The sequence below is a fragment of the Rheinheimera sp. genome (assembly GCF_037442525.1).
Classification (GTDB): domain Bacteria; phylum Pseudomonadota; class Gammaproteobacteria; order Enterobacterales; family Alteromonadaceae; genus Pararheinheimera.
Genome location: NZ_JBBIQD010000001.1, coordinates 315,343 through 334,548, shown reverse-complemented (window position 1 = coordinate 334,548; position 19,206 = coordinate 315,343). Strand labels below are relative to the sequence as shown.

The following is a 19,206-nucleotide window of genomic DNA, read 5'->3' as shown; positions in this document are numbered from 1 at the left end:
CTCGGATTGTATCAGTTTTAGCGTTATAATCACCAGCCAAAACAAGGAGAAGCCTTATGCCGTCTTTTGATATCGTGTCCAAAGTGGAACAACAGGAAATTTTAAATGCGGTGGAAAACTCCAACCGCGAATTGGCCACCCGTTTTGACTTTCGTGGCATTCAGGCCAGCTTTGAGCTGAAAGACAAACAAGTCAGTATGACAGCGGAATCGGAGTATCAGCTCCAGCAGATGTTCGAAATCTTTCTCGCCAAAGCGGTGAAACGCAATCTGGATGTGCGTTCATTTAGTGAAGAGAAAGTGGTGCATTCAGGGAAAACCTACAGCCAGTTGATCAGTGTCAAACAGGGTATTGAAACTGAAATGGCGAAAAAAATTGTGAAACTGCTCAAAGACAGCAAAATTAAAGTGCAGGCGGCGATTCAGGGCGATGAAGTGCGGGTCAGTGGTAAAAAGCGGGATGATCTGCAGGAAGCCATTGCCCATATTCGTGCCAGCGATTTAGGCCAGCCCTTCCAGTACCAGAATTTCCGCGACTAACAGAAAATTCCAATACGAAGTTTCAGACGTCTGGATTTCCAATTGACTTTTAAACTGCGGCCGCTACACTGTGGCCGCGTTTTTTTCAGGTGCGCTGCCACAAGTCTGTGGTGGCGTGAAACGGGAATCTGGTGCAAACCCAGAGCTGCCCCCGCAACGGTACACCCCAGAACCGGTTCGCACCGGTTGATTGCAAAGTCCACTGTTAGCGTTATGCCAATGGGAAGGACCTGTGATTGCTGCAATGCCTGAGGTCAGCCCGGAGACCGGCCTGAAAGACCTATCAACCTAACTCAGGCGCGGTGGGCGTCCTGCAGGAGTTTTTTCATGGTGCGTTATTCTGCGTTGGCCACGGCTGTGGCTTTGTCGTCTTTTGCTGTGGTGGCGGATCCAGGCCCACAGCCTGTTGAACATCTGACTGTGTATGCCAACCGTATGGCCAGCCCTGTGTCTGCACAGCTTTCTTCTGTCGTGGTGCTGGACCGCCAGGCCATCGAACAGGCGCAGGTGGCCGATTTGCCGGCTTTACTGGCGCAAATAGCCGGGGTGCAAATCAGCCGGAATGGCACAAAAGGCCACGCCAGCTCTGTCTATATCCGCGGTGGGGCTGCCGGTCATACCCTGGTGTTGATTGACGGTGTCCGTATCGGAGCGGCCACTTTGGGTTATGCGTCGCTGGCAGAACTGCCGTTGCAACAGATTGAACAGATTGAAGTGATTAAAGGGCCAAAAGCGGCTTTGTACGGGTCTGATGCAGTCTCAGGCGTCATTGCCATTACTACCCGCAAAGCGGAACAAAGCCAACTGAGGGTCAAAACCGGTCGCTATGGCGACAGAGAAGCGGACTTCGCCACTTCTGTTCGCAGTGGCGATCTGACTTTAAGTGCAAACCTGGGGGTGGCCCGAGCCGATGGCTTTGATGTGCGTCCGGGGACACAGCCAGATGAAGATGGCTATCTGCAGCGTTTTGGTAAAGTCGCAGCCGCCTACCAAAGCAGCTTAGGTGACTGGAGTCTGGACCATCAGCGCTTGCAACAAGAGGTGCACTACGATGCCGACCCGACCTGGGGAGGCACCGATCAGGCCGACACTCAGACCGACCTGACCACCTTGGGCTGGCAGTATGGCTCTGAACTTAGCCAGCAGAAGTTGAAGCTGGCCCGACAGAAAAATGCCGACCTGAACTTTGGCAATAACAGCCCGGACAGTCTGTTTCAAACCCGTCGTGATGAACTGGATTATCAAAGCAGCCACAAGCTGAATACTGCGTTGACTGCACTGGCTGGGGTGAACTGGTATCAGGAAGAGGTGTATGGCACCGACTATGAGGTTGACTCCCGCATTAATAAAGCCCTGTTTGCTGGTGTAAGTTATCAGCAGCATGGCTGGTTGCTTGACAGCACTGTGCGGCATGATAAACAAAGCCAGTATGGCCATCAGAATACCTACCAGCTGTCTGCCGGTTATCAGCTCACCGCGGACTGGCAATGGCGAATCAACCGCGCCACTGCCTTTAAAGCGCCGTCTTTTAATGACCTGTATTACCCCTACAGCGGCAATGCCTTGTTGCAGCCTGAGCGGGCTTTATCCCATGAAATGGGGCTGCGCTACAGTGGCAAAAGCTGGCAGCTGGACAGCAGCTTGTATCAGCAGGACGTCGATAATCTGGTGCAATGGGCGCCGGATGACAGCGGCAACTGGCTGCCCGCTAATGTGGGGAAAGCCAAAATCCAGGGCGCGGAGTTGAGCCTGGCGCAGCAATGGCAGGCGTTCAGTCAGCAGCTGAATTACAGCTACACCGATGCCAAAGACAAAATCAATGATGAGCGGCTGATCAAAAAATCCCGCCACAGCATGTTTTGGCAAGCCAGCTATCAGTGGCAGCAGTGGCGCGCCTTTATCAACAGCCAGTACCAAAGCGATTTTGTCACCGGAGATTATTCAACTCCTGTACAAGGCGGCTTTACCTTGTGGGGGGCAGGACTGCGCTGGGCACCTGGCCAACACTGGGAGATGGCACTGAAACTGGATAACCTGACCAACAGGGATTACCAGTACGTGCCAGGCTACGCAGCTCCAGGCTCGGAGTGGTCGTTACAGGTGAGCAGCAGTTTCTGACCTGGTTTTGGGGGCAGGCCTGATAGATTCCGGTACCTGACCCCATGGCGTCCTTTTTGTTCGCCTTCGCCTGAATCTGTCCCCTGAAGGTCAGAGCTGGGTGGCAGCTTTCATGCAGCGCACGAAATGTTGCAGTTCAACCAGCAGTTGCTCTGGCTGGGCCCGCAGTTTTTCGATGCGCTGCACTATGGCGGAGCCGGAGATTGCGCCCGCTGCACCTGCGGCAATAGCGGCCTTGACATGCTCTGGTGTGGAGATGCCAAAACCCAATAAGGCCGGTGCGGCGTGGTAGCTTTTCAGGGTGTCGACCAGGGTGGTGGCTGGCATGGTGGCCTGAGTTTCTGTGCCCGTCACGCCAGCACGGGACAGCAGGTAAGTGTAACCCCGGCCATAAGAGGCCAGTTCACGCAGGCCCTCATCGTCGATGTTTGGTGGTGCGATAAAAATAGGCGCTACCTCGTGTTTCATCGCGGCCTGACGAAAGGGTTTGCTTTCCAGCATAGGCACATCGGCAATCAACACTGAATCCACCCCTGCAGCTTTGGCATGGGCGTAAAAGGTGTCTATGCCTTTGGCCATCACCAGGTTGCTGTACAGCAGCAGGCCAATCGGCAACTGCGGGTAGTCGGCGCGGATACGGCTGATCAGCGCAAAGCATTGGTCCGGCGTCACGCCAGCTTCTAAAGCGCGAATATTGGCACCCTGAATAGTGGGGCCGTCGGCAATGGGGTCTGAGAAGGGAATGCCCAGCTCCAAAGCGTCGGCGCCGCCTTCTATCATGGCGCGGATGATCTGTTCCGACAGCTCAAGGTTTGGGTCACCAATGGTGACGAAAGGCACAAAAGCGCCTTGTTGGTTGGCAGCTAAGCGGCTGAATAACTCTGTATATCGTTGCATCACAAATTCCTTAGTTCGAGGCGCTGTTAGCCTGCCATGCCCAAAATTGAATACACATGGTTTAAATCTTTGTCGCCACGGCCAGACAGGTTCACCAGCAGCACCAGAGGTTCTGTGGCGGCGGCGGCCATTTTCAGCGCGTGCGCTAAGGCGTGCGAGCTTTCCAGCGCCGGAATAATGCCTTCGGATTTGGCCAGCTGCTGGAAGGCGGCTAAGGCTTCGTCGTCATTAATAGCTACATACTCAGCACGGCCAATCGACTGCAAATAAGTGTGCTGTGGGCCGACTGCCGGGTAATCCAGGCCTGCCGACACCGAATAAGATTCTTCAATCTGGCCATCGGCGGTTTGCATAATGGCGGTGTAAGCGCCGTGCAAAATGCCGTAACTGCCGGTCGACAGCGCCGCGCCGTGTTCGTGGGTGTCGATGCCTTTACCGCCAGGTTCCACCCCAATCAGCCGCACCCCGTCTTCTTTGATGAAGTCAGCAAACATACCTATGGCGTTGGACCCACCGCCCACACAGGCTAATACCGCGTCTGGCAGCTTGCCTTCGGCCGCCAGAATTTGTTGTTTGGCTTCTTCACCAATCATTTTCTGGAATTCGCGCACTATGGTTGGGAAGGGATGCGGGCCCGCCGCTGTGCCGAGTAAATAGTGGCTGGTGGCGTAGCTGGCCGACCAGTCGCGCATCGCTTCGTTCACCGCATCTTTTAAGGTGCCGGAACCGCTGGTGACCGGGATCACTGTGGCGCCCATCAGTTTCATGCGGAATACGTTCGGCTGCTGACGTTCGATGTCTTTGGCGCCCATATAGATTTTGCAGTTCAGGCCAAGCAGGGCACAGGCCAAGGCGGTGGCCACACCGTGCTGACCAGCGCCGGTTTCGGCGATGATGTCTTTTTTGCCCATGCGTTTGGCAAGCAGTGCCTGACCCAGCACCTGGTTGGTTTTGTGCGCGCCGCCGTGCAATAAGTCTTCGCGTTTTAAGTAAATTTTCGCCAGCGGGTTGGGCGATAAATTGCGGCATAAAGTCAGCGGCGTCGGCCGGCCTGCATAGTCCGTTAACAGCGATTGAAACTCGGCTAAAAAGGCCGGGTCCTGTTGCGCTTCAACAAATGCATGCTCCAGCTGAGTTAAGGCCGGCACCAGCAGCTCAGGCACGAACATGCCACCGTAATCACCAAAATAAGGGTTTAACTTTAATTTACTCATGGCTGAATTCTCTGATCTGTAAAAATGCCTGTTGAACTTTGTTTGGGTCTTTTTGGCCTGGAGCCGTTTCTACACCTGAATTCAGGTCCAGTGCCAGTATTTGATGCTTTAACGCGCTTGCGACGTTGTCCGGGTTCAGGCCACCAGCCAGCTGGACTTTTTTATCCAGCAGGCGTTGGTCCAGTAAATCCCAGTCAAATTGCTGGCCTGTGCCGCCATGGGCTTTGTCGCTGAAGGCGTCCAGCAGGTAGCGGTCGGCGTGGCGGCTTAGTTCCGGCAACTGGTCTTTTACCCGGTAGGCCTTCCAGATGGCGCAGTCGGCCGGCAGTAAGGGTTTTAATTTTTGCAGGTACAGGTCGCTTTCTTCGCCATGCAGCTGCACAGCAGCAAGCTTTAACTCTTGGGCAATGGCGGCCACCTGTTCCACCTGTTCGTTGACGAAGACCCCGACATAATGCAGCAGTGGTGCGCCTTGTTGCACGGCTTTGGCTTGCTCAAGGCTGACTGCGCGCGCCGATTTCGGGTAAAAAATTAAGCCGCCGTAATAAGCACCAGCGCCATACACAGCTGCGGCGTCTTCGGCTTTGGTCAGGCCACAGACTTTATGCTCACCAATGATCAGCGCCCGGCAGGCGTCGGCCAAATCGTCCTGCGCCATCAGCGAGCTGCCGACTAAAAAGGCGTCGGCCACTTTGCTCAGCTGGCGCACCTGCTGATTGGTATAAATGCCGGATTCTGACACTATGCAAATGCCTGCCGGGATCAGCTTGGCTAAGCGGAAACTGGTGTCGAGGTTGGTGCTTAAGTCACGTAAATCGCGGTTATTAATGCCAATCAGTTCGGCCCCTAAGGCGACTGCCCGTTGGGTTTCCTGCTCATTGCTCACTTCGGTCAGAATGCCCATCTTCAGGCTTTTGGCCACGTTCGCCAGCTCCAGATACTCCAGATCGTTTAATACCGACAGCATCAGCAGCACGGCGTCGGCACCCTGCAGGCGACCAAGGTAAATCTGGTAGGGGTCGATAATAAAGTCTTTATGCAGCAGCGGCTGCTGCACTTTGCCACGCACTTTGGCCAGGTAATCGTAACTGCCCTGAAAGAATTTTTCGTCGGTCAGCACTGAAATGCAGTCGGCGTATTGTGCATAAGCGGCGGTAATTTCGTCCAGGTTAAAAGGGCTGCGGATCAGGCCTTTGGACGGCGACGCCTTTTTGCATTCCAGAATAAAACGCGGGCCTTTTTGCTGCAGTGCTTTGAGAAAGCTGCGGGTGGTGGGCTGCACCTGGTCAATAAACTGCGCCAGCGGTAGTTGCACTTTGCGCTCGGCCAGTTCGTTACGTTTATGGGTGATGATGGTGTCTAACACATTAGCCATGACTGATCTCTTTTAACTGCGCTAAGGTCGATAGGGCGTTACCGCAGGCCAGGTGCTCCAGCACCTGTGCGGTCAGCTGCTTCAGGTTGTCGGGTTGGCCACTGATTTTCAGCATGGCGGCCACATTCACCGCCACAGCTTCGTTGTGTGCACTTTGACCTTTGCCTTGCAAAATAGCCAGTGTTGCTTTGGCGTTTTGCTCTGGTTCACCACCGGCTAACTCACTGAGTGCGCGGTTGTTCAGGCCAAAGTCGGCCGGGGTCAGCTCAAAGTCATCGATGCCACTGGCCGACAAGGCGCTGACTTTGGTCGGGCCGTGCAGCGCTATTTCGTCGCAGCCACTGCCATGCACCACCCAGGCGGCTTGGGTGCCCAGTTGTTGCAGTGCTTCTGCCATGACCCTGGTCAGCGCCGGATCATAGACGCCAAGCAGCTGGAAATCCGGTTTGGCCGGGTTGACCAGCGGCCCCAGCAGGTTAAACAGAGTGCGGCTTTTCAGTGCGTTGCGCACCGGCATGGCATGACGGATGCCTGCATGGTACAGCGGCGCGAATAAGAAGCTGGCGTTACTTTGTGCCAGTGCTTTGGCGGCAGTGGCCGGGCTCATTTGAATATTGACGCCGAGCTGCTCAAGTAAATCGGCTGAGCCGGAACGCGACGACACGCTGCGGTTGCCGTGTTTGACCACAGGCAGGCCCATACTGGCCGCCACCAAAGCGGCGGTGCTGGAAATATTAATGGTGTTGGAGCCGTCGCCGCCTGTACCGCAGCAGTCAATGCTGTTCGGTACGCTGCGTTCAAAGGGCGTGGCAGCGCTACGCAAGGCGCGGGCGGCACCGGCAATTTCGGCGGCGGTTTCACCGCGCATTTTCAGCGCCACTAATAAAGCGGTGAGCAGCACAGGCTCCACATTTCCTTGCACTACGGCGGCAAAAAACTGTTCCGCTTGTGCGCTTGAGAGGGCTTCGCCGCGCAGGCTTTGTTGCACTAGCGGTAGTAACTCAGACATGGGCAGCTCCTTGTTCTTGGCCATGTTGCGCTGCGCCAGTCAGCAGGTAGTTCAGGCTTTGCTGCAGCAGCGGTTTGCCCAAGGTGGTCAGAATGGACTCAGGGTGGAACTGATACCCCAAAACTTTGTCGGCATCGTTGGCAATGGCCATCGGAATATGCTGGTAATTGGCGATGACCGTCAGGGCTGGTGGCACCTGGGTCGCCATCAGCGAATGGTAACGCGCCACGGAAAATTGTTTAGGCAGCGCGCCAAATACCGGGTGGTCTGACAGCGTAATCACAGAGGTTTTGCCATGCACAGTTTCGCCGGCACGACCGACTTCACCGCCGTAATGCTCCACCAGCGCCTGATGCCCCAGACAAATGCCCAGCATTGGGAAACGGCCAGCGGCCAGTTGAATCAGCTCAGGCATCGAGCCTGCATCGGCCGGCGCGCCTGGGCCAGGGGACAGTAACAGCACCACAGGGTCGGTTTCGGCCAGCATTTTGTCGAAGATATAAGCGGCTGGCACTGTGTTGCGGTACAGCTTCAGGCTAAAACCCAGCTGAGCCACTTCGTCCACCAGGTTGTAGCTGAAGGAATCCAGGTTATCGAGCAAGTACACAATACTCATACGGCACCTCCTGCGGCGCGAATGGCGTTGATCACGGCCTGAGCCTTGCTGCGGGTTTCGTCGGCTTCGGCTTGCGCCACGCTGTCGTACACCACACCGGCACCGGCCTGAATGTAGGCCATGCCGTTTTGCACATAGGCTGAGCGGATCACGATGCAGCTGTCGAAATCACCATTGGTTGACAGGTAACCGACGGCACCGCCGTAGCTGCCGCGCCGCTGTTGTTCGACCTGGCGGATCAATTCGGCGGCTCTGACTTTTGGCGCACCCACTAAAGTGCCCATATTCATACAGGCCTGATAGGCATGTAGCGCGTCCAGTTCGGGTTTTAAGGTGCCGACTACGCGGGACACCAAATGCATGACGTAAGAATAACGGTCGACTTTCAGCAGCTCTTTGACATAACGGCTGCCCGGTACGCTGATGCGCGCCACGTCGTTGCGGGCTAAGTCGACCAGCATCAGGTGTTCGGCTTTTTCCTTTTCGTCCTGGCGCAGTTCCAGTTCAATGCGGCTGTCTAAATCGCGGTCGAGCTCACCGGCGGCATTAAAACCACGGCGACGGGTGCCGGCTATAGGATAAATCTCGACCTGGCGGTTGTCGGCGCTGTACTTCAGCGCTGACTCAGGCGAGGCACCAAACAGGCTGAAGTTTTTGTCCTGCAGGTAGAACATATAAGGGCTGGGGTTTTGCTGCTTCAGTTTGGCGTAGGCGTTCAGCGGCGCCGGGCAGGGCAGGCTGAAACAACGGGACGGCACCACCTGGAACACATCGCCAGCGACGATGTTTTCTTTGAGCTGCTCAACCTGACGGACAAAGTCGGCGTCGCTGATATCGACCTGCACTTCGGCGATGCTGACTGGTGTGCAGGCAGGCTGCGCTTGCGGCTGTGCCAATTGCTGGGCCAGCTGCTGCAGGCGGTTACCAATGACAAAATACTGCTGCTGCGCCTGTTCACCGCAGAACACGTTGCCAATCAGGGTGCTGTGTGGGTTCTGGTGATCGATCACCAATAGCGTTTCAGCCAGGTAAAACAGGTAGTCGGGGCATTGGTTGGCGGTGGTAGGCACCTCTGGCAGGGCTTCGGTCATCGCCACCAGATCATAACCAATCACGCCCCCCAAGAAGACGGCGAAGGGCTCGTTGCTGTTGCTGGTCAGTTGCTGCTGCAGCACGCGCAGCACCGTCAGGCTGTTTGGCACTTGCAGTTTGCTGTGTTCGTCCAGCAATGGGTCTGGCTGGGCAAACTGTACCTGCAGTGTGCTGTTGTTAAGTTCTGCATTGGCGGCTGCCGGTTGCAGTTTGTGCTGTAAATACGGCAGCAGGGTGGTGCCATTGCTGGTTAATGCCTGAATAGTCACCTGCAGGCCATGGCATTCAATGCGCAGCGCGGCGTCAATCAGCATCAGACTTTTTAAGTTGTCTTTGCTGTCAATTTCGGCCGATTCCAGCAACAGGCTGCCCTGGCTCTGAGCGCACAGCTGGCTGAAGCTTTGCAGTGGATCGGGCAAATAGGGCAGTGGCTGGCGAAAGCTGGCCACCTGGCCCTGAATTTGGGTGATGTGTTGTAAGTTCATCCTGTTCCTTAAGTTTTCTACCCGTCGTCCTTGAAGCCGCAGCCTGAAGTGACTTGGGGGTTACACCCTGCGATAAGCCAGAAACAACAAACCCGCTTATCGCGGGCTTGTGGTGCTAATTTCAGACAATAACAGTCCGGCCCGCTGAGTCAGGAAATGCGCCACCAGTGCCAACTTACTGCTTTGATCGGTTTCATTCTTTTACCTTTATCTTTAGTCATGGGGCAGATTCTTTCAGTCCTTTAAAGCAAAAAACCCGCTTCTTACGAAACGGGCCTGGATGGATAGCTACAACAACGCCAACACACGCCCGTTAAGGAGTATGCCACCACCACACAGTGATTGAATTGCGTTGAATTTTCATTGAGCTGTTTTCCATCTGATCCACTGCGCTCTATAAAACCCTGAATTAGCAAAAGCGTCAAGCTGGTTTTTTGTTATAAGGCCAAATAAAACCGTATAAATGGATAGATGGCTAAGTTCCTGCGGTGGTTTTTCATTGAAGCCCAGCTGAAACGGGCGTTTACGGGACCAGATTAAAAAGGTAAGATGATAATTGTTATCATTTGTGTTTTGAGGTGTGTGGTGCGTGCTGTGTTTCGGTTAAGTGTAATAAGTGCGTTGTTGTCATTGTCTGCGCAAGCGCAGCAAGCGGTTGATAAGCAAGACGATGAGTTGGAAGTGATTGAAGTAAAAGGCCGGGCCCAAACCTTATATCGTGCCTCGAACTCCAGTGTGGCCACCCGGACCGATCAGGATATTGCGCTGGTGCCACAGAATATTCAGGTGTTGCCTGAAGCCCTTATTCAGGACCAGGCCGCCCGGCAGATTACTGATTTATACCGCAGCATGAGCGGTGTCAGTGCCTTCAGTTACTCAGGCGTGACCTTCCGAGGTTTCCGTCAGGACGAAATTCTGTATGACGGTGTACGTGGCGACCCTTTTAACGGCTTTGCCGTACCGCAACTTTTTAACATTCAGGAAGTTCAGCTGCTAAAAGGCACCAGTGGTGCTTTATACGGCAGCAGTGCACCTGGTGGCTTGATTAACTATGTGACCAAAAAACCGACCGCTGTGCAGAATAACCGGCTGGAACTGGGGCTTGGTAACTACAACTACTGGCAGGGGTCGCTGGAGCTTAGCGGTCCGCTGACCGACGAGCACCTCTACCGTGTCGGGTATTACCGCGACAGCGAGCAGCCGTTCCGGCAAAATACCGAAGTGGAAAACGACATTTTGGATCTGGGCTATCAGTGGTTGCTCAGCGACAAAACCAGCTTGCTGGTGCAGTATCAGCAACTGGAGCAGGACTATCAGGGCGCGCGTTTGCGTGGGGTGCCGACCGATGTGGAAGGCAATTTTCTGGCCAGCCGCGACTGGAACCACAATGAAGCCTCTGACTTTCAGACACTGGAAGCCGATGTCTGGCAGGCCCGGTTGGATCATGAATTTAGCAGCGACTGGTCCTTTGATCTGACCTGGCGCCGTTATGACAACACCGAGCTGCAAAATTACCACGAGCCTTACTGCAGTTATGACACCGATAACGATGGCGTCATTGACTACTGTCGCCGTCAGTTCCGCGATCAGCAGCGTGACAACACCGCCAACAGCGTTACTCTGAACAACGTCATTTCAATCAACACCGCCGGTTTTATGCATCAGGTGCTGGTGGGCGCGGATTATTTCAGTCAGGACTCATTTTTTCTTGGCCGTAACATTGCGCCTCAAGAGCAGCGTGGCCAGGTGCCAGGCCTGAGCCTGAAAGACCCGGTCTATGGCCTGGCTGGTCGTGAACTTTATGATATGAGCCTGGCGACTGTCAGTTCAACCAACACCAGGGCCGTACGTAAAGGTGTGTATCTGCAGGATATGGTGGACCTGACCGAACACTGGAACCTGCTGGCGGGCCTGCGTTGGGACAGCTTCAGTGACCGCAATCTGGTGGATGGTTCGGAAGTGGCCGGACAGGATAGATCCTGGCGCATCGGCACTACCTATCAGCTGAGCAACAGCGCCCGGGTCTATGCGCTGCGTGGCACCGGCTTTAGCCCGCAGTCGGCCAGCTCTCAGGTGGAAGCCGTCGGTGGTCCTTTTGATGCGGAGCAGTCGTCCATTGACGAGCTGGGCGTGCGCTTTTCGTTGCTGGACGATGCGGTACGGCTGAACCTCGCTGTGTATGACATGGTGCGGAACAACATTCTGCAGTCTGACCCTCGTGGTGATGTGGCCGGTGATGGTCGCGATGATTTAATTGCGCTGGGTGAAGTGCGGGCCAAAGGCTTTGAAGCGGATTTACTGGGTGACTTGTCGGCCAATTGGGTGCTGAACCTGAACTACGCCTACAACGACACCCGGGTGGAACAAAGCACCAGTGCCATCACCAACGCGGTTGGCACCAAGTTTGCCAATGCGCCGTTGCATCAGTTGGGGTTATGGACCCGTTATGATTTGCCTGAGCTCAATTCTGCGGTGTCTGCCGGCTTGGATTATGTCGCCGAGCAATTAAGTATCGACGGGCAAAAGGTGAAGCCTTACACCGTGTTTGACTTAAGCTGGCAGACCCATTGGCAGCAATGGACAGTGCAGGCCAACGTGAAAAACCTGTTCGATAAAACCTATGCCACCTCTGGCTTTATTGCCCGGACCGGGCATTTCCCCGGTGAGCCACGCCGCCTGATGCTGCAACTGGGGTACGAGTTTTGAGTCGGGGCTCTGCATGCTTTAAGGCTGTCCTGTCGGGCAGCCTTTGTGTTGACAGGAAAAAGGATTGATGAGCCCGAAAAAGTGGTATGCGGTGCATAGTTTTGCCGGTTTTTATTTTGGCTGGCTGATGCTGTTGGTCTGCCTGAGCGGCACGCTGGCGGTGGTCAGCCATGAAATTGAGTACCTGAGCGATGCCAAGTTTCGCGCCAGTGGTGAGGCGGGGCCTGTGCCCTGGGCGCAGCTGCAGGCACAGTTGGACCGTGACTATGCGGGCTATCAGATCCTGGCGCTTGAAGTGCCGGATCAGCCCTATCTGGCGGGCGAGATCAGCCTGGTGCGGCAGGACGAGTTTTTGTTTGTGTATTTTGATCGGGCCAGCGGACAGCTGACCGGTGATGGCCAGTGGGGGCGGTTGTCACGTTACCTGCGCAACCTGCATATGTACCTGTCGATGGACGATGTTGGCAAAGTGCTGGTCACGGCGCTGAGTTTTTTGCTGGCGGCGCTGCTGATCAGCAGTTTTTACGTGTACAAGCAGTGGTGGAAGGGCGTGCTGAAGTGGCCGGGCCGGTTGACGCTGCAAAAGCGCACTCATTGGTCTGACTGGCATAAATGGCTGGGTGCCTGCAGCTGGCCTTTTGTGCTGCTGATCACCTTAACCGGGCTTTGGTACTTCAGTGAATTCTGGTTGCTGCGGCTTAAAGTGGAGCATTACCCAACCGTACCTAAACTCAGCCAGTCGGCAGATCCTGCTGCTGTGTTGTCGTTGTCTGAGCTGATGCAAAAGGCGCAGCGGGCTGCCCCCTGGCTGGATATTCGCGCCATTAATTTCCCGACTCAGGCCAGCGCTGCTGTAATGATCTCAGGGCAGGACGGCAATCCCTTGTATCGCAACAGAGCCAACCGCCTGTACTTGCATCCAAACAGTGGCGAGCTTCTGCAAACACAACGGCAGAGTGATTTAGCCGTGGTGGCGACTATGGTGGATATTGCCGATCCGCTGCATTTTGGCAGTTTTGCTGGCTTGGGCGTCAAATTGTTATATCTGCTGTTTGGCCTGGCGCTGAGTTTTCTGGTGGCAAGTGGACTCTGGCTGCACCGGCTGCGTACCAAACGTCAGCAACCCGAGCTGTATAAATGGTATGGGCTGCACGGTGCTTTATGCATGGCATTGGTGCTGCTGGCTTTGGGGCTGACGACAGTCAACTTCAGCCAGCGGGAGATTGAACGGCTGCCGTACTCGCCGGTATTAGGTTGAGGAGTTGCCGGGCATGGGGTTTTGTTGCTCGCGGTATTGGCTGGGGGTGACGCCTTCGAGCCGTTTAAAGAAAGTGTTAAACACCGACTTGCTGTTAAAACCCACCGCAAAATAAATATCGGTAATGCTTTTGGCATCTGGTCCATGTTCGGCAAGCAATGTCTTCGCTTGGGCAATACGGTAGCTGTTGATGTACTCGTAAAAGTTCTGCTGATGGCATTGTTTGATGGTCAGTGACACTTTTTTCGCCGGGTAGCCAGCGGCGGCTGCCAGTTTGTCCAGGGTGATGTCCGGGTTGGCATAAAACTTCTGTTCACGCATCAGCTGTTCCAGCCGCTGGGCGATCTGCTGATCAAAGACGGCGGTGTTTTCTTCTTTGGCTTCAAACAGCGGTTGTTCGCTGACCGGCTCCACCGTCACAAAGGAAGTAAAACGCAGAAAAATAAGAATATTCAGTGCCACAAAGTTCAGGTAGTAACTGCTTAAACCCACCACATTCAGCAAGTCCATATCAAAATCGTCAGCCAGAAAGCCATAGAGTTTCAGGCAGACCAGCACTGTGTCCAGTGCGAAGATCAGCAAAAATGACAGCAGCATGATTTTCAGCCAGGCCACGTCCGAGGTTTTTAAATCAGCCTGTTCATGCCGCAGTTGTTGTCGGTAGTTCCACACCAGCATAAAACACCAGAGCAGATACCCCATGCGGACAAAGCGGCCCAGGGTTTCCACATAAAGGTGAGGGGATGAATAGGCAATATGCTGAGTTTCAATCAACTGATGCTGCACGCCGTCTGGCTGCAGGTAGAAACTGACCAGCATATGCAGCAAATACAGCGCTAAGGGCAGTAAATGCCAGCTGTGTTTGGGTTTGAGCTGGATATCTTTATACAGCAACGCCCGCACAAAAAAGTACAACAAAGGTCCGTCCAGGTAATAGGCAAAGCTGAAGATAAAAAACAGATCGGGCGAAATATCGAGCAACCAGATGCGAAATTGTTTACCCCAGAACATCAGTTCGTGCAGTGGGATCAGAAAATGGCAAAGCAGAAAGGCGATCAAGAGCGTATTGCTCAGCGACGGTGTGCGGGCAGAGGCTGCCAGTAGTGCCGCAAGCAGTAAGCATTCAAAGGCAGTGACCACCATGAGCAAGTCATGGAAGTTAAACAGAATGGTATCCATATCCCCAAATAACCTGTTGTCGGACGGGCTTGAGTGCCGGTCTCTTTAGCAAACCATCACATTCTGACGATGCAATTGCTCTTCACTATGCCTCTGCCTCTGGCCCAGAGCAAGCGCTTTGTCGGTCGCTGCCTTTTGGCCTTGTTCAGCACACTGAATGCTCAGGCAGGTTGTGGTTAACATGAAAACGGAGAGCAGCGCATGCCGGACTCTGTGCAGGTTATGCATAAAAATAATGCGTCTATATGATTGCCAACGGCAAGAGGCTTTACTGTTTTAAATCAATAATTTGTGCAGGTTCGACTTTATTCGAACCTGCCAATAATGCAAAAATTTTCAGGTATGACCTAGTTCAAACGACAAAAGAGAGGCTCAGCGCTAGTGTCAGGATAACGTCAGAGCATGCACAGAACATGCGGGCGCTCATCAACGGGAGAAGGACGATAACAAGATGAATAAAAGCAAATTGGGTGTGGCAATTTCACAGGTTTTAGGGGTGGCAGTCGGGGTAAGCCTGTTGCCGTCGGCGGTGATGGCACAACAACCCACACCGAAGGCCGAAGAGCAGGTTGAAGTGATTTTGGTACAGGGCATTCGCCGCAGTATGGAAACCACCATCGATATTAAAAAGAATGAAATTGGTGTGGTGGAAGCTGTGTCTGCCGAAGACATTGGCAAATTGCCGGACCAAAGTATTGCCGAATCGTTAACCCGTTTACCAGGCCTCGCCGGTCAGCGGGTCAATGGCCGGGTGCAGGTGATCTCGATTCGGGGTCTGGCACCAGATTTCTCCACTACCACCTTAAATGGCCGTCAGCAGGCCAGCGCCGGTGACAACAGGGCGGTGGAATACGATCAGTACCCATCCGAGCTGATTAACGGCGCCGTGGTGTACAAAACCTCAGACGTGGCCATTGCTGGCATGGGCTTATCCGGCACCGTCGATTTACGTACCATCCGCCCTTTGGCCTATGGCGAACAAGCCCTGGTGTTTAACCTGCGTGGCGAGAAAAGCTCGTTTGACCAAATGCATCCGGAAGTGTCGGCCGATGGCTGGCGCGGCAGCGCGTCTTATATTGACCAGTTTGCCGACGACACTGTTGGCCTGGCCATTGGCTTTGCCCATATGGATACACCCACTCAGGTAAAACATTACAAAGCCTGGGAGTGGAATACGGTGGACCAGGCGCTGGCTGGCACCGACAACGACGACGCGCTGGGCCTGGTCGGTCAGGAGGTCACCGCTGTGGCGCGCAGTCAGGTGCGGGATGGCCTGATGGCGGTGCTGGAGTACAAGCCAAGCGATCAGGTGCACAGCATTATCGACGCCTACTATTCCAAGTTTGAGCAAGACGAAGTGATGCGTGGCGCTATGTGGTTTACCAACCAATGGACAGGCGATGGCATGGAGTTTTTAAACCCGACCTTTGCTAATTTTGGTGGTACTAAAGTGGTGCAAAGTGGCACCGCGACCAATTTGCGCCCTGTGCTGCGTAACGACAACAACACCAGAGACGACGAATTAAAAGCGCTGGGTTGGAATACTCAGTTCAAGCTGGACCGCTGGACACTGGAAGCGGACTTGTCGTATTCGGGCTCCGAGCGCGATGAGCAGGTGCTGGAAACCTATGCCGGCCTGGCACCAAGTGGCAGTTTTGACTCCATTCAGTTTAACCTGCAGCCCTATGGCTTCCCGACCTATACACCGGCCACCGATTACACTGACGTGAACAAAGTGCAGCTGAGCGATCCGGCGCCTTGGGGCGGCTGGGGCCACGACGGTTCTATCCGTTACCCTCATGTGAAAGAGACCGTCAAAGCCGTGGAGCTGAGCGGCCGCTACGATTTAACCGACGGCATGCTGGGCAAACACTTCAGCTCATTTGATATAGGTGCGAATTACACCGAACGCAGCAAAAACAAGCTGGTGGATGACAACGATTTATTCCTGAAAAACGGCCGTACGCCGGTTAGTATCGATCCGACCTTGCTGGTCAGCCCCACCTCCTTGGCCTTTGCCGGTATTCCCGGGGTGATTTCTTACGACATTCTGAAAACGGTCGACCGCTATTACGACATCGAACCCATTCTGGACACCAACAGATGGAACAAAGCCTGGAGTGTGGACGAAGAGGTGCTGACCAGTTTTGTCCGGTTGAACCTGGATACGGAGCTGTTTGGCCGGCCATTAAAGGGCAATATCGGCACTCAGTTTGTGCAGACGGATCAGCTGTCGAGTGGCTTCCTGGCCAGTGATTACAACCCGGATGATCCGGCGACCCTGACCCAGGTGGAAAGTGGCGCCTCCTATAACGACCTGTTACCGGCGCTGAACCTGGGGCTGGAAGTGCTGGATGATCAGTTTATCCGGTTGGGCCTGGGCAAAACCATGGCGCGGCCGCGAATGGACGAAATGCGCGCCAATATTACCGCCGGGGTATCGGTCGACAGCCGGCGCTGGAGTGGCAGCAGCGGCAACCCGCAGCTGGAGCCATGGCGTGCCAAAGCAGTGGATTTAACCTACGAGGTGTATCTGGAAGGCACCAGCTATGTTGCGCTTGGTGCCTTTTATAAGAAACTCGACAGTTACATTTACACCCAGAACTTTGATTTTGACTTTAGCAACGCACCGAACAATTCCAACATTGAGCCGGTCAGCCCTATTGGCAATATGAGCCGTCCAGCCAATGGACAGGGCGGCAATATTCGTGGCCTGGAGCTGAGTATGTCACTGGATTTAGGCCAGTTTTACCAGCCACTGGATGGTTTTGGCTTTATTGGCAGCCAGTCCTGGGCGGACTCGGACATCCGGCCGGACGGCCCGTCCAGCGGGAATAAACTGCCCGGCTTGTCCGACCGGGTGCGTGATTTAACCTTCTACTACGAAAAAGACGGCTTCTCTGCCCGCCTGAACTCGCGCTACCGCTCGGAGTTCCGTGGCGAAGTGGTGCAGCTGTTTGCCACCCGGGGTTACACCGAAGTGCTGGCGGATAAACAAGTGGATGCTCAGCTGAGCTACAGCTTCCAGGAAGGCGATTTGTATGGCCTGACGGTGCTGTTCCAGGTGAATAACCTGACCAATTCACCGTACACCACCAGGTTAAGTACGCTGCAGGAAAATGGCGGCCACTTCCCGGAAGTGTACGAAGAGTATGGTCGCCAGTTCCTTTTTGGTGTCAGCTACAAACTCTGAGAGAGACGTCACAATGTCTGAAGCCATTAAGCACATTGTGATCGTCGGCGGCGGCTCATCCGGCTGGATGAGCGCGGCCTTGCTATCCAAGTTACTGCAAGGTCGGGTCGCGATCACGCTGGTGGAGTCTGAACAGATTGGTACGGTCGGGGTAGGGGAAGCCACTATCCCGGCGATCAAACTGTTTAATCATCTGGCCGGTATCGATGAGGCCAGTTTTATTAAAGCCACAGGGGCCACCTTTAAGCTGGGTATTGAATTTGTTGGCTGGAAAACACCAGACCACAGCTATTTTCATGCCTTTGGTGCTTTGGGCCGGCAGTGGGAATGGCTGAGTTTTTATCAGTACTGGCTAAAGCTGCAGCGGTTGGGGCAGGCGCGGCCATTTGAGCACTACTGCATTGCCAGTTGTATGGCGCAGCAGCATAAATTTATGCCTGCTGATGCGAACCGGCCACAATCACCGGTCAGTGAAATTGCTTATGCCTACCATTTTGACGCCGGGCTTTATGCCCGTTACCTGCGTCAGTTGTCTGAGCAGCGTGGCGTGATCAGAGTCGAAGGGCTGATTTCGCATGTGGCGCGAGATGAAGTGACAGGCCATATCCGCCATTTATTGCTTGATGATGGTCGTCAGGTGCAAGGCGATTTATTTATCGACTGCTCTGGCAGCCGCGCTTTGTTGTTGGGGCAAAGCTTAGGGGTGGGCTACGACGACTGGAGCCACTGGTTACCAAATGACAGCGCCTGGGCGGTGCCCACCCAAGCCCTGGCCGAGCTGCCGCCTTACACCCGTTCGACCGCGCATAGTGCTGGCTGGCAATGGCGTATACCGCTGCAGCACCGCACCGGCAATGGCCTGGTGTTCAGTTCTGAGTTTTGCTCGGACGATGAGGCCAGAAACCAATTGCTGGCGGGCTTAACTACGCCACCACTGGATGAACCACGCTTATTGCGCTTTACCACAGGTAAACGCAAACAAATGTGGTGGGGCAATTGTGTAGCCATCGGCTTGTCGAGCGGTTTTCTGGAGCCGCTGGAATCGACCAGTCTGCATTTGGTGCAAACCGCCATTACCCGGCTGGTGAATTTGTTTCCGGACAAAAGCTTTGCCCAGGCCAATATCGACCATTACAACCTGCTGGCGGCCACCGAAATAGAGCAAATCCGTGACTTTATTGTGGCGCATTACAAGGTGACTGATCGCAGTGACAGCGAATACTGGCGCTATTGCCGCCGCATGCAGGTGCCGCAGTCGCTGGCGCAAAAACTGGCGATCTTCAGCGCTTATGGCCGGGTGCACCGGGTTGCTGATGAGCTGTTTCGCGAAGACAGCTGGGTACAGGTGCTGCTGGGCCAGGGCTTATCGCCCGCCCGTTATGACCCGCTGGTGGATTTAAAACCTGAAGCACAATTGCGGGACTTTGCCGCGTCGACCGCAGCGGTGATCCAAAGCTGTGTGGAGCAAATGCCCAAACACCAAGACTTTATTGCCCGATTTATGGCATCAACCTAGAGGTTTGTT

13 protein-coding genes and 1 riboswitch are annotated in these 19,206 nt (G+C 54.5%); of the genes, 6 read left to right on the top strand and 7 right to left on the bottom strand.

The window, feature by feature from the left end; genetic code table 11:
• The first annotated feature begins 56 nt into the window (after positions 1-56).
• Positions 57-539, top strand: a complete 483-nt coding sequence (locus WKJ03_RS01480) for a YajQ family cyclic di-GMP-binding protein (RefSeq protein WP_337840383.1) — start codon at positions 57-59, stop codon at positions 537-539.
• A gap of 70 nt (positions 540-609) precedes the next feature.
• A riboswitch (cobalamin riboswitch) is annotated at positions 610-829 on the top strand.
• A 37-nt stretch (positions 830-866) separates the two neighbouring features.
• Positions 867-2,657, top strand: coding sequence for a TonB-dependent receptor (locus WKJ03_RS01475; RefSeq protein ID WP_337840382.1), 1,791 nt, complete (start codon positions 867-869; stop codon positions 2,655-2,657).
• 90 nt (positions 2,658-2,747) lie between these two features.
• Here the strand turns inward: WKJ03_RS01475 and trpA are convergent, their stop codons facing one another.
• The 6 genes from trpA to WKJ03_RS01445 are packed head-to-tail and all read right to left on the bottom strand — an operon-like array spanning position 2,748 to position 9,345.
• Positions 2,748-3,554, bottom strand: coding sequence for a tryptophan synthase subunit alpha (gene trpA, locus WKJ03_RS01470; RefSeq protein ID WP_337840381.1), 807 nt, complete (start codon positions 3,552-3,554; stop codon positions 2,748-2,750).
• A gap of 26 nt (positions 3,555-3,580) precedes the next feature.
• Positions 3,581-4,768: a tryptophan synthase subunit beta gene (trpB, locus tag WKJ03_RS01465; RefSeq protein ID WP_337840380.1), complete on the bottom strand. Its 1,188-nt coding sequence runs from the start codon at positions 4,766-4,768 to the stop codon at positions 3,581-3,583.
• On the bottom strand, positions 4,761-6,143 hold the full coding sequence (trpCF, locus tag WKJ03_RS01460) for a bifunctional indole-3-glycerol-phosphate synthase TrpC/phosphoribosylanthranilate isomerase TrpF (RefSeq protein ID WP_337840379.1): 1,383 nt from the start codon (positions 6,141-6,143) through the stop codon (positions 4,761-4,763). The genes trpB and trpCF overlap by 8 nt, the downstream gene beginning before the upstream one ends.
• The gene (gene trpD / locus WKJ03_RS01455; protein ID WP_337840378.1) at positions 6,136-7,152 is read right to left on the bottom strand and encodes an anthranilate phosphoribosyltransferase; all 1,017 of its coding nucleotides are present in this window, start codon (positions 7,150-7,152) and stop codon (positions 6,136-6,138) included. The genes trpCF and trpD overlap by 8 nt, the downstream gene beginning before the upstream one ends.
• Positions 7,145-7,768, bottom strand: a complete 624-nt coding sequence (locus tag WKJ03_RS01450; protein WP_337840377.1) for an aminodeoxychorismate/anthranilate synthase component II — start codon at positions 7,766-7,768, stop codon at positions 7,145-7,147. Before WKJ03_RS01450 ends, trpD begins: the two co-directional genes overlap by 8 nt.
• Positions 7,765-9,345 carry an anthranilate synthase component 1 gene (locus tag WKJ03_RS01445; RefSeq protein ID WP_337840376.1) on the bottom strand — a complete coding sequence of 527 codons (1,581 nt, stop codon included), beginning with the start codon at positions 9,343-9,345 and terminating at the stop codon, positions 7,765-7,767. The genes WKJ03_RS01450 and WKJ03_RS01445 overlap by 4 nt, the downstream gene beginning before the upstream one ends.
• 585 nt (positions 9,346-9,930) lie before the next feature.
• On the opposite strand from WKJ03_RS01445, the gene WKJ03_RS01440 reads away from it, so the two are divergent.
• A complete protein-coding gene (locus tag WKJ03_RS01440; RefSeq protein WP_337840375.1) occupies positions 9,931-12,051 on the top strand; it encodes a TonB-dependent receptor in 2,121 nt (706 codons plus the stop codon).
• 67 nt (positions 12,052-12,118) lie between these two features.
• Positions 12,119-13,309, top strand: coding sequence for a PepSY domain-containing protein (locus WKJ03_RS01435; RefSeq protein ID WP_337840374.1), 1,191 nt, complete (start codon positions 12,119-12,121; stop codon positions 13,307-13,309).
• Here the strand turns inward: WKJ03_RS01435 and WKJ03_RS01430 are convergent.
• Positions 13,301-14,488 (bottom strand): helix-turn-helix domain-containing protein, encoded by a 1,188-nt coding sequence (locus WKJ03_RS01430; RefSeq protein WP_337840373.1) that lies wholly within the window; start codon positions 14,486-14,488, stop codon positions 13,301-13,303. The genes WKJ03_RS01435 and WKJ03_RS01430 overlap by 9 nt on opposite strands.
• Positions 14,489-14,939: 451 nt before the next feature.
• Here WKJ03_RS01430 and WKJ03_RS01425 point away from each other — a divergent pair, with 451 nt between their 5' ends.
• Both WKJ03_RS01425 and WKJ03_RS01420 read left to right on the top strand, forming a co-directional pair.
• Entirely contained in the window at positions 14,940-17,681 is a 2,742-nt protein-coding gene (locus WKJ03_RS01425) for a TonB-dependent receptor (RefSeq protein WP_337840372.1), read from the top strand.
• Positions 17,682-17,694: 13 nt separating this feature from the next.
• On the top strand, positions 17,695-19,197 hold the full coding sequence (locus WKJ03_RS01420; protein ID WP_337840371.1) for a tryptophan halogenase family protein: 1,503 nt from the start codon (positions 17,695-17,697) through the stop codon (positions 19,195-19,197).
• Positions 19,198-19,206 lie beyond the last annotated feature (9 nt).

Bases quoted from the DNA above. Each gene is read 5' to 3' on its own strand.
- WKJ03_RS01430 (WP_337840373.1), bottom strand. From the start codon at position 14,488: ATGGATACCATTCTGTTTAACTTCCATGACTTGCTCATGGTGGTCACT.
- WKJ03_RS01450 (WP_337840377.1), bottom strand. From the start codon at position 7,768: ATGAGTATTGTGTACTTGCTCGATAACCTGGATTCCTTCAGCTACAAC.
- trpB (WP_337840380.1), bottom strand. From the start codon at position 4,768: ATGAGTAAATTAAAGTTAAACCCTTATTTTGGTGATTACGGTGGCATG.
- WKJ03_RS01445 (WP_337840376.1), bottom strand. From the start codon at position 9,345: ATGAACTTACAACACATCACCCAAATTCAGGGCCAGGTGGCCAGCTTT.
- WKJ03_RS01420 (WP_337840371.1), top strand. From the start codon at position 17,695: ATGTCTGAAGCCATTAAGCACATTGTGATCGTCGGCGGCGGCTCATCC.
- WKJ03_RS01425 (WP_337840372.1), top strand. From the start codon at position 14,940: ATGAATAAAAGCAAATTGGGTGTGGCAATTTCACAGGTTTTAGGGGTG.
- trpD (WP_337840378.1), bottom strand. From the start codon at position 7,152: ATGTCTGAGTTACTACCGCTAGTGCAACAAAGCCTGCGCGGCGAAGCC.
- trpCF (WP_337840379.1), bottom strand. From the start codon at position 6,143: ATGGCTAATGTGTTAGACACCATCATCACCCATAAACGTAACGAACTG.
- WKJ03_RS01480 (WP_337840383.1), top strand. From the start codon at position 57: ATGCCGTCTTTTGATATCGTGTCCAAAGTGGAACAACAGGAAATTTTA.
- trpA (WP_337840381.1), bottom strand. From the start codon at position 3,554: ATGCAACGATATACAGAGTTATTCAGCCGCTTAGCTGCCAACCAACAA.
- WKJ03_RS01435 (WP_337840374.1), top strand. From the start codon at position 12,119: ATGAGCCCGAAAAAGTGGTATGCGGTGCATAGTTTTGCCGGTTTTTAT.
- WKJ03_RS01475 (WP_337840382.1), top strand. From the start codon at position 867: ATGGTGCGTTATTCTGCGTTGGCCACGGCTGTGGCTTTGTCGTCTTTT.